The following is a 16,803-nucleotide window of genomic DNA, read 5'->3' as shown; positions in this document are numbered from 1 at the left end:
CGGTTTTTTATTGCCTATTGAAATCTGGTTGGAGTGGTATAACTCAGTGATTCAGATACAATACCCGCAATTTTCAGTGCGCCTAACTAGCCCACTACCCCAGATTAAACAAAATAATCAAGAGAGTTTTAGATGGTACGCGCAGTACAGCTTACACTTCCCGCTTTATTCGTCACTTGCTCAGTGCTAGCAGAAGACACTAACAACATTGAACAAATCACCGTTGAAGTTTCAGCAACCGCAAATAAAGAGCCTGTTGGTACCTTTGATGCGCCGGTATCAAATTTAGAGTATGACCCGCGTGTCGATTTGCAATCACGTAATATGGCTGAAGCACAAGCTGATGTAACTATTCGTGGTGGTATTTTTGAAAATACAGGCTTTCGTGTTGGTAGCAGCACGTTATTTGACCCTCAATCAGGTCACTACTTTGCTGAAATTCCTATTGCGCCGCAGATGCTAACAGGCCCTTCAGTGCTTACAGGTGCTGATAATGCTCTTTACGGTATGAATAGCTCGGTTGGCACGGTTTCATTTGGCTGGCGCCCTATCACAAGTACCGGCAGTATTTCACTTGGCACAGGTACGAATGGCTTTAATTTACAAAGCATTCATGCTGCCCATAGCCAAAAGCTGGATAATAAACCAGATTGGCGATTAGGTTTTGAGGGTGAATACTCGCACTCAAAAAGTGATGGCTCAATTGATAATGGCGATCACGACTTTGAACGTGCCTCAGCGCGTATTCAACTTGCAAGCTCTACTTCGCAAACTGATTTTATGTTTGGACGCCAAGAGAAGTTTTTTGGTTGGCCAAACCTTTACACACCATTTAATTTTAACGAAACCGAAGATCTTGAAACCAAGCTTTTCATGCTCAATCACAAGCAAATTTATGGTAAGGGCAATAGCTTTGAAGTGACTGGTTATTATCGCAAACATAACGACCATTATGTATTATCTCGTGAAAACCCAGCTGTTTTTGAAGCGTTTCACGAAACCACGGTTAAGTCATTGGCACTCTCTGGGCGTCACCGCTTAAATAACCGCTATGCTATTAATTATACTGGCCAATTTATTGCAGATGAAATTGAATCAACGTCTCTTGAAAACAACTTTACGTCACGCAATTACACTAAGCTAAGTATCTTGCCTGAGTACAAATCAGCCCTTACAGCGAACAAAGAGCTTACTGTACGTGTTGGTGCTGCATTTGATGATACAAACCGTGATAGCTCTGATACCTCCTTTATTGCCGATGCCAGCCTTAAAGTAGCTCATCAAAATGGCAGTGAACATACCTGGTATGCGTCATACGCCGAAGCAACACAAGTTCCCGGTTATACCGCCATAGGCGGCAGCGAAACAGGCGGATTATTCAGAAGTAACTACAGCCTTGAGCGCGAAACCACCGATAACCTTGAACTAGGTTTACTAATTGAACAGTCTTCGTGGCGTTTAGATTCAGCTATTTTCTACCGTAAAGATAAAAACCTGACAGATTGGACATATCGCTTTGATGCAACCTCAGCTCGTTTTGCAAACCCGGTAGATATAGACACCTTAGGCGTTGAGTTTTTAGCGAATAAATCGTTCGAAAGCGCTGAGTTGATTGCCAGCTACACCTATTTAGAAAAATCAGAAGACTATGGCATGGCAGATATTGATGCGAGCTTTTATGCGCTTAACTACCCTGATCACCGTGTAACACTGGGTGCAATATGGCAGCCAATGAATGTGCTTGAGCTACGTATTGATAACGAATGGCGTAAGCAACACAGTAACCGCCTGCGTAGCTCTGATGATGAAGCCTTCTTCACGCAGTTAACGCTAAAGTTCACCCCAGCCCAGCTTGATAATGTGTTTGTTACCTTTGCAGCTGACAATATTTGGGATGAATCATTCGAAGAAGTACCGGGTACCCCCGGTCGCGGAGAACAATATACGCTAAGTGCTACCTATACGTGGTAAGTAAAAACAATAATGCCAGTCAATTGACTGGCATTATTGTGTCGCATCCATTTCTGTGATTTTTAAAACAACATCCTAGCTGAAACTATTTAAATGCCTTGACGAAAACTTTGGCTAAAAAACACAACTGATCCCAGCAACCGTTAAAAAGTGTTAAGAGTTTAATTTTTAGGTCATCTGCTCAAGCTCGGTAATCAAATAAAGTGCTTGTTCGTTAGTGGTGCCACACACATCAATAGTGGCAGAAAAGTCACTACACACCTTAGGCCTTGATTCATCGCCAAATAATTTACATAGATTATTATCATCAAGTTGAATACAGCGCTCTCCCGCCGCTTTCCCGTTGGGCATCCCAGGAATTGCAGAGCTAATACTGGGTGCAATACAACAGGCGCCACAGCCTAATCTACATGCCATTTTATCTGTCATTCAGTACCTCTTATAGAACCTTTGTAGCGCCTTTGTAATATGTGTAATGGTTTGTTACATCTTCGAACGCCTTGTAAACACTTTATTGCGTATGCTTAGCCTATCAAATTTATTTTTAATTACCGTCAACCGTGAGGGACTATCCCGTGGCTAGTAAAAAACAAATCATTCTCCCAATCGCCGTATTAGTCGGCGGACTAGGAATGGCATTCGCATTTGCTTCAATGAAGCAGCCGCCAGCAGAAAAACCTGAACAAGATACGCGTCCGCTTGTATCAATTAAACCTTTAAGTTTTGATGCTGTAACACTCGATGTAAAATCATACGGCATTGTCAAACCAAAAAACCACACAGACCTAGTTGCACAAGTGAGTGGCCAGGTTGTCTCGCTGTCTGAACAGTTTGTACAAGGCGGATTTGTTAAGCAAGGCGATATTCTAGCACGTATTGACCCAAATGATTACGAAGCTGCACTCATTGAAGCAGAAGCAGGTCTAGCGCAAGCAAGCTCTGCTCTTGAAATTGAACGCGCACAAGTCTCTGTTGCACAAGCTGAGTGGGACCGCATCAAAGGTGACTCAAACCAAGTTATCCCTTCTGAGCTTTATTTACGTAAACCTCAACTTGCGGAAAAACTTGCAAACTACCGTGCAGCACAAGCCAGTGTTAAACGCGCCAAACGCAACCTTGAGCGCACTTACATTAAAGCGCCATACGATGCGATTATTGACGAGCGACTAATTAGTTTAGGCAGTGTAGTAAACCCAGGCAATAGCTTTGGTAGCCTAAGCTCAACATCACTGGCTGAAATTCGCTTACCTGTTGCAGATAAAGACCTACAATACCTAAACAATCAAGGTATTGGTGCTAACGTATCAATTAACGCTGAATTTGCAGGTAAACAAACAACGTGGCAAGCGACTATTGTTCGTAGCGAAGGGGTTGTTGACCAACGCAGCCGTATGAATTACCTAGTAGCACAAGTAGCAACGCCTTATGAGCAAAAGCAACCTCTGCGTTTTGGCTCGTACATTAATGCCACCATTGAAGGCCGTGCATTAGACAACGCAATTGTTGTTCCGCATCACTTAGTTAAAGACAATAAAGTAGCCGTTTTACAAGATGGCGAAACCCTTACTTTTAAAACACTTAACATAGTGCGCGAACAAAATGGCATGGTAATCGCCGATAATGGCCTTGCTAATGGTGAACAACTTATTACCTCTGCTCTTGAATACCCAACTGAAGGCATGGCAGTCAAGCTAGATAATGCAAAACTAAGTGTGCCAACAACGCAGTTAGCGTTAAAAGAGGAATAAGCCATGACCACGCACAGAGAAAAAGGGCTTATTGCCTGGTTTGCTCGCAACCCAGTTGCTGCAAACCTACTTATGATCTTCATTTTAGTGGGCGGCTTATTGACAGCAATGTCGGTGCGTAAACAAATGTTCCCACAGTTTGAAAGTAACTGGATCAGTATTCAAGCTGTCTACCCTGGGGCTGCGCCACAAGAGGTAGAAGAAGGTATAACCATTAAGGTTGAAGAGTCTTTAGAGGGCCTCGAAGGCATTAAACGTTTAATTACTTATTCAAACCGTGGCTTTTCACAAGCTTGGATAGAAATCGAAGAAAAATACGACCCGCAAGAAGTACTCGACGAAATCAAGATGCAGGTTGATTCAATCAATACCTTCCCTGCTGAGATGGAACGCCCTATTGTTCGCCGCGAAAAGTTTGAGCAAGAAGTCATGATACTCGCTTTGTATGGCGATATGAGTAACTACCAGCTCAAAGAGCTTGGTAACGACATAAAAGATGAGCTACAAGCTTTACCACAAATAAACTTGGTCAACTTTTACAGTGGCTTAAACTACGAAATTGGCATTGAAATCAGCCCAGATAAACTACGTGAGTATGGTTTAACTTTCCGTGATATTGCCACAGCCGTGCGTAGCTTCTCTGCCAATATGTCAGCGGGTCAAATTCGCTCTGAAAATGGCTACATTTCAATGCGTGTTGAAAACCAAGCATATCGTGGTAAAGAGTTCGAAAATCTGCCTTTATTACACCTACCTGATGGCGCACAGGTGTTATTAGGTGATGTAGCAACAATTAACGATGGCTTTGAAGAAGGCTTACAATACTCTAAGTACAACGGTAAAAATTCACTGACTTTTGAAGTAAATGCATCAAAAGATCAAGACATCACTAAAGTTGCTGCGGTATTAAAAAAATACCTAGCAGATAAAGCGCCACAGCTTCCTGCTGGTGTAAAACTATCACCGATTGTTGATTTAACTTACTACCTTGAAGGTCGTCTAAACATGATGATCGACAACATGGTGTGGGGTGGTATTTTAGTAATGGTGGTGCTTGCCCTATTCTTGCCACTGCGCTTAGCATTTTGGGTCATGATGGGTTTACCTGTGTCATTCCTAGGTGCATTTTTAATGATGCCTCTGGGCTTTATAGACATCACTGTTAACTTAGCTTCTTTATTCGCATTTATACTGGTGCTGGGGATTGTGGTTGATGACGCCATCGTGGTTGGTGAGTCTGCTAGTGCTGAAATTGAAAAACACGGTCACAGTCTCGATAACGTAGTACGCGGCGTAAAACGCGTTGCGATTCCAGCAACCTTTGGGGTGTTAACCACAATTGCCGCATTCTTACCACAAACATTGGCATCAGGCCCTGGCTCTGCGTTTTCTAAAGCCATTGGTGGTGTAATTATCCTTTGCTTAATTTTCTCATTGATTGAGTCAAAACTAATTTTACCGGCTCACTTAGCGGCTATGAAAAATAAACCTGCAAATCCTAAAAACCCGTTACACCGTTTACGCTTAGGTATGGATAAAGGCCTCAAGAACTTTGTTGATAATTACTACACTCCATTTATTGGTCGCTGTATTCACTATCGCTACACCGTGATTGTTGGTTTTATCTGTGTACTTATTGTCAGTGGCGGTATGTTTGCGGGTGGTTTAGTGAAATTTGTTGCGAACCCTAAAATTCCGCATGATTTCCCTCGTATCTCTGTTGAAATGAACCTATCTTCATCTGAGCAAGCAACTCTTGAAACAGCACAAACAATTGAAAAGCTGATTTTAGATGTCGATAAACAACTTGAAGAGCAATATGGTCAAGCAATGATCCGCGACTTATCGGTTAGTTTACGCGGTCGTACAAGTGCTCGTATCATGGCAATTTTAGTTGAACCCGATTTACGCCCTATTGATACATTCCAATTAAGTGCTATGTGGCGCGAACAAATGCCACCATTACCGGGGGTGAAAACACTTAATATTGAAGATAGTATCATGTACGGAGGTCGTGATGACGGCGATGTGAGCTTCCGCCTTGAAGGCAAAGATATCAACAAGCTAAAAGAGGTTGCGGCTAAGTTAAAAGAGAAATTAAATAGCATGGAAGGTGTGGGTGATGTTAATGACTCACTACAATCAGCAACCGATGAAGTACAACTTGAACTTAAACCGCTTGCTTACAGCTTAGGCTTAACGCTATCGGATGTGGCATCACAAGTCAGTTTTAGTTACTACGGCCTTGAAGCACAACGTATTTTACGTGATGGTGAGGAAATTAAAGTAATGATCCGCTACCCTCGTGAATCTCGTGATGCAGTAAGTGACATTACAGATGCACGTATCATTACACCCACTGGCGTTGAAGTGCCGCTTGCTGAAGTCGCTAAGGTTAATATTGTTGATGGCGTAAACCGCATTCGCCGTGAAAATGCTAAACGTACCGTAAACGTATGGGCTGCGGTAAATACTGACCAAGCAGAGCCGTTTGCCATTGCTAAAGAAATTCGTGACGACTACTTACCTAGCCTATTGAAAAGTTACCCAGGTGTAGAAAGTAATGTAGCTGGCCGTATTCAAGAAGAAATGGACAGTGTGGCAGAGCAAGTACGTGATTTTGCATTATCAATGATGATTATCTTTGCGTTACTTGCTATTCCACTACGCTCATACTCGCAACCATTCATTATTATGTCGGTTATTCCATTTGGCGTAATTGGTGCGATGTTCGGTCACATGATCTTAGGTATGACGATGAGTAGCCTATCGGTATTCGGTATCATCGCTGTTGCCGGGGTTGTAGTGAATGACTCGCTAGTAATGGTCGACTTTGTTAATAAAGCTCGCGCTGAAGGTGTAGCAATTAAAGAGGCTGTCATGCAGGCTGGTGGCCGACGTTTTAGAGCTATTTTATTAACCTCAATCACCACATTCATTGGTGTATTACCAATCATTATGGAAACAAGCTTACAGGCTAAAATAGTTATTCCAATGGCGGTTTCACTTGCTTTTGGTGTGTTATTTGCGACCGTTATTACACTGATATTAATTCCATGTCAGTACGTTGCACTTGAGGATTTTAAACGCCTAATAAGTAAACTGAAAGGTAAAAAAACACCAACTGAATCTGAGTTACAGACAAGTAGTAACTAATAATATTCCACTATCCCAACCTAACGCTTGGCAAAGTAGTTTGCCAAGCGTTTTTTATATCTATTCACTTAATTAACAGGTCTATTTTGAGACAATAAAACCTCGTTGATTACAAGGCAAAAACTTTGTTATTGAGTTGTTCTTGCATTGCTATTGCTCTGGTATTCATGCTGTCGTAAATAAGTAATTTTTAACGATAGATTTAATTCATCAAAATGACTAAGAATTACTGCTTGGTAATATATCTACTCACTAGGTAAAGTGTTCTGTTTTTAATATTAATACGGATCACTATTACTAAAAAATAAGTAAATTTGTTCCTATATTTTGTATTGCTTTGCTAAGCTTAAATTAGCATTTAATAAATGAGTCTCTGGCTCAAACCTAATACGTTATAAGGACATAGCTATGAAATTTTTTCGTCAAACGGCTTTGGTTAGTTGTTTTTTATTAGGCACACCTGTATTAGCCGAAAACCAATACTTGCAACAACAGCTTGAACCTATTCTCATTGGTGAATCACACACCATTGAAGAACAGCAGATCCACTCCCCTGAAATGACCATTGCCACATACAAGGCAAATGGCTTTGAGCAAGTTTGGGCTGACATTAAATATGCAAAGCAAGTACTCAACTTAATCGCACAGTCAGAACTTGAAGGTCTTTCACCCAACGATTATCACTTTGATACATTACTGGCACTTATAGATGAAGTAGATAAACGTGGCACTGATGCAGCCGAGGCACAGTTTGACGTACTAATGACTGACGCAATTATGACCTATGCGAAACATTTGATCCGCGGTAAAGTTAACCCAAAACAGCTAGCATCTACATGGAACTATGAACAATTTGATGTCAGCCCTGATGCTGCAGCAGCTTCTTTACTCAAACATGTCAAATCTAAGAGTCTTGATAAAGGATTAAACAACCTTAAGCCCGTATTACCCCATTATCAAAGGTTAAAGAAAGCGCTAGTATTTTACCGAGAGCTTGATGCAAAAGGTGAGCTACCTGCAATTTCCTTGCAAAGTAAAGCACTCAAACCGGGTCAAACAGACCCAGCAGTGCCGCTCTTAAAACAAAAACTACATCGCTTAAATTATTATACTGGTAACCTATCTGATGCTCACGAGTATGATGATGAACTTGTTAATGCTGTCAAAAAATTTCAATACGCTCATCAAGTTGATGACGATGGTATTATTGGCGGTGCAACTTTAAAACTTCTCAATAAGGACTACAGCGAATATGTGAATGATATTTTAGTTAATTTAGAACGCATTCGCTGGGTTGATAATACGCTCACAGAACGTTTTTTGATCGTAAATATAGCTGGTTATAAGCTGTATTTATTTGAAGATAACAAGCTTAAATGGCAAACCAACGTAGTAGTAGGTCGAAATTACACAAAAACGCCTATTTTTAAAGGTCAAATGAGTTATATCGTGATGAACCCAACTTGGACTGTTCCACGCAGTATTTCAGGTGGCATTATCAAAAAAATGAAAGAAAATCCTAACTACCTAAATGAAAAAGACTTTGTTGTGGTTGATAGCCGCCGTAACCCAGTTGATAGTGAGAGTATTGATTGGGCAAATGCAAGCCGGAAGAACTTTCCGTACTGGTTTGTACAACAACCATCAGAGAATAACTCACTAGGCCAAATTAAATTTATGTTTCCCAATAAATACTCAATTTATTTGCACGATACACCAGCAAAAAGCCTATTTCAGCAAGACCAACGTGCATTTAGTCACGGTTGTGTAAGAGTCGATGATCCTTTCACCTTAGCTGAAAAAATCTTAGGAACCTCAGATAATTGGTCTCGCAGTGAGATTGATGACACTATTGCCGCAAAAGAAACTAAAAAAGTTAGCTTATCTAAACCATTAGACGTGCTATTAATGTACTGGACTGTCTCAGGGAACGATCAGGAAGGTCTTCATTTTTATAGCGATGTTTATAACCGCGATGCTGAACTATTAAAAAAGTTAACTACGCCATTAGCTAGTAATTCAATTTAAGGAAAATTATGAAATTAAGCCGTGTTATTTTTTATCTATTTTTCGTTATCAATGCCCAGCGGACTCTAGCCATTGAGCTAAGTGACACGTTACATAGTTTAATTTTAGATGCAAACCAAGTTCTGACTCTTGATAACACGGCTGATTTTACTCCTACTGCTGTTTCAGATGTTGAAACAGCACGACTAGGACCAACCAGCATTGCCATAAATGCGCCCAACAATGCGGGTTTCTACAACCTAGTACTGAGTAATGGCAAAGTCACTAAACACTTGCTCATTATCGTGAAAAAACCTTTCAATTCAGACAATAAACAATTGAATAATTACCAAATAGGGCTATACCCTGCCCCTTATAAAAATTACCCACAGTACACTGCGCCAAGCGGATTTATCGAAATTTTTGAAAAAGACTTATCACGCCAGCTTACTCCTCATGTACAAATTAATAATGTAATTTGTAAGCAAGTGAGTGGCTTTCCAAAATATTTATATATAAATAACGACGGCTTGATGATGCTCGAAGAGTTACTCACGTTTGTACAAAATGAAGGGATTAAAGTCAGCAAATTTGCCTTTATTAGTGGCTATCGAACTCCCCACTACAACCGCTCTATTGGTAATGGCAAACACAGCCGACACCAATATGGTGATGCCTTTGACTTATATATAGATGAGAATGGCGATGGCCGAATGGACGATTTAAATGGCGATGGAAAACTAACGATTGCTGATGTTGATGTACTTTATAAAGTGTTCGAAAAATTTCAAAAACAGAGCCGCTATAACGGCGGTATCGGTCGCTATAAACCCGCCTCTCACCACGGTGGTTTTGTTCACATAGATAATCGAGGATTTACCGCTAGGTGGTAATACAATCTTCTTATAATCCTTGTTTATATATTATCCGATTGCATTATTGCTGCTTGATTGCTAAGTTATTGTGAGGAAGGGAAAATCACTGTGAAGAGGTGATTTTAGACAGTGGTATTGAAGAAATTTAATCACCCTACTCAATGACACACAACCATTAGTTAGAACAACACTCTATCTCAGCAACGGAGATCCAATAAGCCCCACTGGTTATTGGCAAGCACTTCAAAATGGGAGTGTATCTGTAGTGCATTACAGTAATTTAGACCACACCAGAATGGTAAGCCTTATCATCAAGCCATGCGCAATGAGGTTTTACATAGGTTAATGTAACCAACAAATAACAAGGACAGTAATGAACATATTCTGTAAGAAATTAAGGTTGCTTGTAGTTTTTTATTTACTCGCAACTTCAAGCATTGCACACAGCCAAAACATGCAGGCAGAGATGGCTGATTTTATCCAAGGCTTTCATGACTACAAGCAGTTTAATGGTAATGTTTTAGTCGCAAAAGATGGAAAAGTACTGTTTGAACAAAGCGTTGGCTATGCCAACTTTGAATGGGATATAAAGCATAGTGATAAAAGTAAATTTAGAGTTGGTTCAATTACCAAACAATTTACCGCCATGTTAATTCTGCAATTGGCACAAGATGGTAAACTTAAACTTGATGATCACCTTGCAAAATACCTACCTGACTACAGACATGATATAGCCACTAAAATTACTCTTCGCCAAATACTTAATCACACCTCTGGTCTTGGTAATTATACCCAAGCTAAATCGTTTCGGGATGAGTACAGCCGAAACCCCTACGGTGTTGATGAATTTATTCGCTTACTATGTAGTGATGATCTAGTGTTCGAGCCCGGCACTGAGTTTCGTTATAGCAATTCTGGCTATTTTATTTTAGGCGCGGTAATCGAAAAGGTAACAGGTCAAAAATATCAAGACGTATTACAGAAGAATATTTTAGATCCACTCGATATGAAGGATACAGGCTATGATTCTCACAATAAAATCATTAAATTTCGCGTATCGGGTTACGACAACGGCCTAGCAGGCTATAGCAATACTGATTATTTAGATATGTCTATCCCGTATGCTGCTGGGTCTATGTATTCAACAGCACGAGATTTACTAAAATGGGATCAAGCTCTTTACTCGGATAAGTTATTGAACAAAGAGTATAAGAGGCAGATGTATCAAGTTTCTGAGCAAAGAAATTATGCGCTTGGTTGGGAAGTAACAAACCTTGATAAAAGCACCTACGGAAAACCCCTAACACGTATTCAACATGGCGGTGGCATCAATGGTTTTAATGCATTTATAAGTAGGATAATCGAAGACAAATTATTGGTTATCATTTTAAATAACACCGGTGGTGCGCCACTCACTCCCATGACTAATGGCTTACTTGCAATCTACTATGGCAAACCCTACGAAAAAGCGACAGAGCATGCAGATAGTAAACTTTATAACGCATTTAAACATGAAGGTATTGCAGGGTTAAAGAAAACCTATCAGCAACTGGTGAGTGATGATAATACGCCAAGAGAAAGATCGCTAAACTACTTTGGCTATGAATTAATGCAGATGGGTGAGCTAGACGCCGCAATAACAGTGTTTGAACTCAACAATCAATCTTATCCAGAGTCCGCAAATACGTTTGACAGTTTAGGTGAAGCATATTTAGCAGCTGGTGATAAACAAAAAGCATTAGCAAGTTACAAAAGTGCGCTAAAACTTAATCCTGACAGTGAAAGTGCTAAACAAGCTATTGAGAAATTACAATAAATAAAGGCCACAAGAGTGGCCTTATTTTTTTACTTACGACTTAACGCTTTTAACAAGCCTGTTTTTGCGTTGCTTGGAGGTAGGCAACTAAATCTTCAATCGATACAACAGGCATGTTGTGCTCATTGGCAAACTTGCTTACTTCAGGCAAGCGAGCCATTGAACCGTCTGGATTCGTTAATTCGCAAATAACACCAAACGGTGTTAAACCCGCTAACTGCATTAAATCAACCGATGCCTCAGTATGGCCTCGGCGCACTAATACACCACCCGTTTGTGCTCGCAGTCCAAACACATGTCCTGGACGAGACAAATCTTCAGGCTTTGCATTGTCAGCTGTTGCCGCTTTAATGGTGGATACACGATCAGCTGCTGAAACGCCGGTTGTCACGCCCGTTTTAGCTTCAATGGTCACTGTATACGCTGTTTTGTTCTGACTGGTGTTATGCTCAACCATTTGTGGTAAATCAAGCTGTTTAACACGCTCATCGCCCATGCAAAGACACACAATACCGCTGCCTTCACGGATCATCATGGCCATTTGCTCTGTGGTCAGGTGCTGTGCTGAATACACAAAATCACCTTCGTTTTCACGGTTTTCGTCATCTACTACAAGCACGCCTTCACCCTGCTGCAAAGCAGCAATAGCACGTTCAACGCGTTCAAGTGGTTCGCCAAATTGGCTAAGTAAAGAAGACTGAATCATCATTTTTAATACCTATTAAATTAAATATGAAAAGATTCAGGACATTGAAAGGCACAGCAAAAAAGACCACCCACAGGCAGCCAATTACTGTTTTATAGATTAACTATATTTTCTTTCATCCAAATATACCCAAACTACCTCAATATTCAGAATTCAGCGTTTCTCAGGGGCTTAATATCAAGGCGTTACTTTGCAGGAATGGCACTCCCTTTTAAAAAGTAACAACACAGAGAGTAAGTTCCTGAGAAGCGCCCTTCGGGTTGGTTTAAAAGCGATTTATTCAGCGTTATTGATTTTAACAATAGCCATTCTTTGCAATCAATGCCTTGCCTAAATCGCTTTTAATTCCAACTGAACCTCGAATATTGAGGTGGTTTGGGTATAAGACCTCGGCTCTGGCCTCTCACCAGATCTGCTGACCTTTAACCAACGTTAAAGCGCTCGCGGGCTCACTTAAATTTAAAGTATACCGCCGGTGGGGAATTTCACCCCGCCCTGAGAATGCTGCTTAGCCATAAATATGAATAAGCCTCGCTATTCTATACCTATAATAATTAGTTATCGAGTACCCGCTTATCTAAAATCCCTTTTTCAATCAGTTGATTGAGAATCGCCTTGGTTTTTTCTCGGCATATATCACGAACTAAACGAACTGCGGGTGTTATTGACTGACGGCTTGGGCATATTAGCCAAAGCTCTGCACATAAGTGAGGGTAATTTTGCATTACTGGCACTACCCGCCCACTTAATAAATCATCACTGATATCAATACAAGATTTTACTGCTAGGCCTTTACCAGCCACACACCAACGCCTTACCAAGTCACCATCGTTAGATGCTCGGCGGCCTTGCATTTTTACCTTAAAACGTTCGGTTCCATCGGTAAAATCCCAGACATTATTAATGATATCTTGCAGTTGATAAAATAAACCTTGATGCTGGGTTAATTCATCAGGATGTGTTGGCGCGCCATATTCGGCAATGTACTCTGGGGTCGCACATAACAGTCGTGGCACATTACAAATTTTAAAGCCATATAAGTTTGAATCAGATGGCGAGCCATATCTAAGCGCAAAATCAACGGAGTCTCGGTAAAAGTCGACATTACTATCGCTAATATGCGGGCGCATACTCAGCTTTGGATATTCATCAAGTAACTCATCTAACCAAGGAATAATAATATTGCGGCCTAAATCTGACGATAGTGCGACTCTTAACTCGCCCTCAATTTCATCATGCTCACCTTTTAAGGCAAGTGTCGCTTGTTCTAGCATGAGCACAGCTTGCTGACACTGTGGTAAAAAACTTTCTCCTGCCGCAGATAAGCGCAAATGACGGGTAGTACGAACAAATAACTCAGCACCCAGCGCAGCTTCAACACGTTTAATTGCCGCACTGGCGGTAGCGGCTCGCATGTCTAATTTTGCTGCTGCGGTTGTAATACTGCGAAACTCAGCAACCTTGAGGATTAATTTGAGATCTTCAACCAGCATATTAACTAAAATTTTTTGATAATGTTTATTCGATTATGCGCTTTATCGCAAAGTATGCAAGGCGTAAACTGCACCTAATTGTTATACATGCGGGAGCAAATCATGACACACCCTATTATTTCTGACTTACAACGCCGTTACACAAGTAAGCGTTACGACGCTTCAAAGCACATTAGCCAAGCAGACTTAGCTGTAATTTTAGAAGCATTACGCTTATCGCCATCGTCTATTAATTCTCAACCATGGAAGTTTGTAGTCATCGAATCAGATCAAGCTAAGCAACGTTTGCATGATAGTTTTGCAAATAAGTTTCAGTTTAACCAAGTACATGCAAAAACAGCATCACACACCATTTTATTTGCTTATAACCCAAGCTATAAACGTGCTGATTATGAAAAGGTAATCGATGCTGATATTGCCAATGGTCGTACAAAAGCAGAAAACAAAGAGCAAGCATTTGGCGCATTCGCCTTCGTTGATTTAAATACTGATGAGCAAGGAGTTAATGCACATTGGACTAAAGCTCAAACCTACATTGCTTTAGGTAATACCATGCATACTGTCGCTCGTTTAGGTATAGATTCAACCCCGATGGAAGGCGTAGATAAAGACTTACTCGGTGAGCTATTTGCAGATGAATTAGGCGGCTATGTTTGTGAAGTAGCGCTCGCAATTGGTTATCACGAGCCTGAGCAAGATTATAACGCTGCATTACCAAAATCGCGTTTAGATAAAGATGCGGTGATTAAGATTGTTTAACAAACCTTAATAGTTACGCCTTTTAATGTAGGCGTAACTTAGAATGGCTATTATAAATGAGCCTATAAGCTTTTAATTAGATAGAAACTGCCTATACACTTTTTCATCCAAGCCTAAATTGGGACAAACCAAGGTTTTATCCTTCACTTTTGATAATGATAGTGTTTCATTATTAACAATAACAGCTTGATATTCTAGTGAACAGTTATCTTCTTTTGTTACGGACCATCTCGACAGCTTAACTAACGGTGATGGTGCTCCAGAAATAATATAAACCTCTGTTTCACCGTATTTTTTAAAATTCAATAAATTATCATGAACTTTCACTAAACTGCATGGAGTAATTAACCCCAATTTCTTTTCTGTATTATTTAACTTCACTGTACAACTTTCAGAATTTACATAAAGAGCACTTTTCGCAGTTGAACAGGACAAAAGTAATATCATGCCAAGCAATAATAATTTTACTTTCACACTAATATCTCCCAAAACCAAACTTGGTCACCTAGTTCTAGCCAATCAGAGCTCCCCCCCTTAAGGTATTCACCATCCCATAAATCAATGTGGTCAGTGTTACCCCAACCATTCATTATGAAGATAATACCTTTTTTATCTTTTAACGCAGACAATGCACCCCCTTTTATTACTTTCTTTGATCCGAACTCCTTACAATTAGGAGAGTCAATCCAGTTTGCTAATTCTTGCGCAGCTAAAATATGCCTGGGGCTATGCTTCAGGCCGGGGTAACATCTACGTTGAGGGTACATAGTATCGAATGAAGAAGTATCGATTCCTGATTTTTCTAACGATACCCCCATCCTAATAGCACATTGATTTTGAAATAAAGATTTATCACAAGGTGAGTTAGGATAAGGGTGGTTTTTCCAAAGTTTGCTAAATTTAATTATCATAAAAGGTCCATTTTTTATTTAAAAACCCATTATAGGAACTTTAAAATAATAAACAACCCAACTAAAGTTTATACAATCAAAACTCAATAAATGATTTGGTTGGTCTTTAAGTACATATTGTCTTCACAACCACATTACTCGCTACACCTTCATACAAATCTGCCGTTATTGTGGCAACAGCACCATTTATTAGTGCTAAATTAGGAGCTACGTGGCCAATATCGGCATCAACGATAACCGGGAACAAATTGCCTTTAAATGCAAGCTCTATTGCTTGGTATTCATCAAAGTAGCAGTCGTTATTAATTGCAGGGCTGCGACCAAATATCACCGCGTTAACATCAGTAAACACATCATTTAGCTTTAAAGACAATAAACACCTAGCTAATGCCATCGGGCTAAGTTCCGCATTCTCTAAATATAAAACTAAACCTTCTGGCGCATACTGCTTTTTAAATTCATGCAAAGCATAGTAATTTGAGGGTAATAATAACCCTAACGTGTCTAAACAGCCGCCAATAAGCCGTCCAGAAACTTCAATTTGACGTTTATCCTTATAGTTAATACAGCGCCATTGGCTCGGTGCATTTAGATTAAATTTTGCATTTGGATTTGCTTTATAGTCAATTGCCTCTTTTTGATAGAAAGGAGAAGCAACTTGATGTAAACACTGATTTTCTTCCAGCTCCATTGCATTAAATATATCTTGCAAATGCTGATCGGTGTCATCTGGATGAATTTGCATTAAGTTTGCGGCGTGTAAAGTCGCCCAACCACAACGAGTCGTTAATGCACATGCAAAGGTGCTGATATCTGAAAAGCCAACCAACCATTTAGGTTTAGCATTATTAATAGCGTTAAAGTCAAGTAATGATAAAATCTCCATGGTGAGATCGCCTCCCCATGGCGGCATAATCGCTGCAATCGAGTCATCAGTTAAAAACTGCATTAATTCTTCTGCACGTTGCTTTGCAGGGTTATGCTCTTGACGTAAGCATGCCCCTTCAATGATTGTAAACCCTTTCGCTGTTAAACCTTGAAGTACTATATCTAATCGCTTATGAAATGATTCATCAACACCAGAGGAAAAAGCACAAATGGCTATTTTGTCACCTTTGGCTATTGGCTTAGGATACTGAATTTTAGCCATTACTACTCCTTTATTCCGTTTAACGAGCCCCCAACGTACCGAATAAATCCACGCCTGTAAACAGGCATAAAAAAACCGCGGTAGTAAACTGAAGTGACCCCCAATAGTTGGACATTCCAATTACTGGGGGTCTTTTTATGTCCAAACATCACCGAGCATTCAAGCTCAAAATAGCTGAACTCGCTTTGTCTGAAAGCTCTTCGGCGGTAAG

Annotated in this window: 13 protein-coding genes and 1 riboswitch; of the genes, 7 read left to right on the top strand and 6 right to left on the bottom strand. The window is 40.3% G+C overall.

What is annotated here, in order from left to right; all coding sequences use genetic code 11:
• The first annotated feature begins 132 nt into the window (after positions 1-132).
• A complete protein-coding gene (locus AAEU31_RS17980) occupies positions 133-1,971 on the top strand; it encodes a TonB-dependent receptor plug domain-containing protein (protein ID WP_421967932.1) in 1,839 nt (612 codons plus the stop codon).
• A 168-nt stretch (positions 1,972-2,139) separates the two neighbouring features.
• Here AAEU31_RS17980 and AAEU31_RS17975 read toward each other — a convergent pair whose 3' ends face one another.
• The gene (locus tag AAEU31_RS17975) at positions 2,140-2,388 is read right to left on the bottom strand and encodes a YkgJ family cysteine cluster protein (RefSeq protein ID WP_135926270.1); all 249 of its coding nucleotides are present in this window, start codon (positions 2,386-2,388) and stop codon (positions 2,140-2,142) included.
• 158 nt (positions 2,389-2,546) lie between these two features.
• Here AAEU31_RS17975 and AAEU31_RS17970 point away from each other — a divergent pair, with 158 nt between their 5' ends.
• The 5 genes from AAEU31_RS17970 (at position 2,547) to AAEU31_RS17950 (ending at position 11,573) form a co-directional block, all read left to right on the top strand.
• Positions 2,547-3,719, top strand: coding sequence for an efflux RND transporter periplasmic adaptor subunit (locus tag AAEU31_RS17970; protein WP_135924265.1), 1,173 nt, complete (start codon positions 2,547-2,549; stop codon positions 3,717-3,719).
• A 3-nt stretch (positions 3,720-3,722) separates the two neighbouring features.
• Positions 3,723-6,875: an efflux RND transporter permease subunit gene (locus AAEU31_RS17965; RefSeq protein WP_421967931.1), complete on the top strand. Its 3,153-nt coding sequence runs from the start codon at positions 3,723-3,725 to the stop codon at positions 6,873-6,875.
• Between the two features lie 408 nt (positions 6,876-7,283).
• The gene (locus AAEU31_RS17960; protein WP_421967930.1) at positions 7,284-8,903 is read left to right on the top strand and encodes a L,D-transpeptidase family protein; all 1,620 of its coding nucleotides are present in this window, start codon (positions 7,284-7,286) and stop codon (positions 8,901-8,903) included.
• Positions 8,904-8,911: 8 nt separating this feature from the next.
• The gene (locus AAEU31_RS17955) at positions 8,912-9,775 is read left to right on the top strand and encodes a D-Ala-D-Ala carboxypeptidase family metallohydrolase (RefSeq protein ID WP_421967929.1); all 864 of its coding nucleotides are present in this window, start codon (positions 8,912-8,914) and stop codon (positions 9,773-9,775) included.
• Between the two features lie 448 nt (positions 9,776-10,223).
• Positions 10,224-11,573: a serine hydrolase gene (locus AAEU31_RS17950; RefSeq protein WP_421967928.1), complete on the top strand. Its 1,350-nt coding sequence runs from the start codon at positions 10,224-10,226 to the stop codon at positions 11,571-11,573.
• A 49-nt stretch (positions 11,574-11,622) separates the two neighbouring features.
• Here the strand turns inward: AAEU31_RS17950 and ribB are convergent, their stop codons facing one another.
• Both ribB and AAEU31_RS17940 read right to left on the bottom strand, forming a co-directional pair.
• Positions 11,623-12,276, bottom strand: a complete 654-nt coding sequence (gene ribB / locus AAEU31_RS17945; protein ID WP_421967963.1) for a 3,4-dihydroxy-2-butanone-4-phosphate synthase — start codon at positions 12,274-12,276, stop codon at positions 11,623-11,625.
• Positions 12,277-12,629: 353 nt separating this feature from the next.
• Positions 12,630-12,786, bottom strand: a riboswitch (FMN riboswitch).
• Between the two features lie 47 nt (positions 12,787-12,833).
• Positions 12,834-13,772, bottom strand: a complete 939-nt coding sequence (locus AAEU31_RS17940) for a LysR family transcriptional regulator (RefSeq protein WP_421967927.1) — start codon at positions 13,770-13,772, stop codon at positions 12,834-12,836.
• Positions 13,773-13,874: 102 nt separating this feature from the next.
• Between AAEU31_RS17940 and AAEU31_RS17935 the strand changes: the two genes are divergently transcribed.
• Complete coding sequence (locus AAEU31_RS17935) at positions 13,875-14,531, top strand: nitroreductase family protein (RefSeq protein ID WP_421967926.1); 657 nt, start codon at positions 13,875-13,877, stop codon at positions 14,529-14,531.
• A 72-nt stretch (positions 14,532-14,603) separates the two neighbouring features.
• Here AAEU31_RS17935 and AAEU31_RS17930 read toward each other — a convergent pair whose 3' ends face one another.
• The 3 genes from AAEU31_RS17930 to AAEU31_RS17920 all read right to left on the bottom strand — a co-directional run bounded on the left by AAEU31_RS17930 (position 14,604) and on the right by AAEU31_RS17920 (position 16,592).
• On the bottom strand, positions 14,604-15,005 hold the full coding sequence (locus AAEU31_RS17930) for a hypothetical protein (RefSeq protein ID WP_421967925.1): 402 nt from the start codon (positions 15,003-15,005) through the stop codon (positions 14,604-14,606).
• Positions 15,002-15,442 (bottom strand): T6SS effector amidase Tae4 family protein, encoded by a 441-nt coding sequence (locus tag AAEU31_RS17925; RefSeq protein ID WP_421967924.1) that lies wholly within the window; start codon positions 15,440-15,442, stop codon positions 15,002-15,004. Before AAEU31_RS17925 ends, AAEU31_RS17930 begins: the two co-directional genes overlap by 4 nt.
• 106 nt (positions 15,443-15,548) lie before the next feature.
• Positions 15,549-16,592 (bottom strand): S66 family peptidase, encoded by a 1,044-nt coding sequence (locus AAEU31_RS17920; protein ID WP_421967923.1) that lies wholly within the window; start codon positions 16,590-16,592, stop codon positions 15,549-15,551.
• Positions 16,593-16,803 lie beyond the last annotated feature (211 nt).

The organism is Pseudoalteromonas thalassia, from assembly GCF_049257215.1.
GTDB lineage: Bacteria > Pseudomonadota > Gammaproteobacteria > Enterobacterales > Alteromonadaceae > Pseudoalteromonas > Pseudoalteromonas lipolytica_C.
Note: the sequence above shows the minus strand (reverse complement) of the source record. Positions and strands in the feature narration are given on the sequence as shown.

Bases quoted from the DNA above. Each gene is read 5' to 3' on its own strand.
- AAEU31_RS17925 (WP_421967924.1), bottom strand. From the start codon at position 15,442: ATGATAATTAAATTTAGCAAACTTTGGAAAAACCACCCTTATCCTAAC.
- AAEU31_RS17950 (WP_421967928.1), top strand. From the start codon at position 10,224: ATGGCTGATTTTATCCAAGGCTTTCATGACTACAAGCAGTTTAATGGT.
- AAEU31_RS17955 (WP_421967929.1), top strand. From the start codon at position 8,912: ATGAAATTAAGCCGTGTTATTTTTTATCTATTTTTCGTTATCAATGCC.
- AAEU31_RS17935 (WP_421967926.1), top strand. From the start codon at position 13,875: ATGACACACCCTATTATTTCTGACTTACAACGCCGTTACACAAGTAAG.
- AAEU31_RS17975 (WP_135926270.1), bottom strand. From the start codon at position 2,388: ATGGCATGTAGATTAGGCTGTGGCGCCTGTTGTATTGCACCCAGTATT.
- AAEU31_RS17965 (WP_421967931.1), top strand. From the start codon at position 3,723: ATGACCACGCACAGAGAAAAAGGGCTTATTGCCTGGTTTGCTCGCAAC.
- AAEU31_RS17980 (WP_421967932.1), top strand. From the start codon at position 133: ATGGTACGCGCAGTACAGCTTACACTTCCCGCTTTATTCGTCACTTGC.
- AAEU31_RS17940 (WP_421967927.1), bottom strand. From the start codon at position 13,772: ATGCTGGTTGAAGATCTCAAATTAATCCTCAAGGTTGCTGAGTTTCGC.
- AAEU31_RS17920 (WP_421967923.1), bottom strand. From the start codon at position 16,592: ATGGCTAAAATTCAGTATCCTAAGCCAATAGCCAAAGGTGACAAAATA.
- AAEU31_RS17960 (WP_421967930.1), top strand. From the start codon at position 7,284: ATGAAATTTTTTCGTCAAACGGCTTTGGTTAGTTGTTTTTTATTAGGC.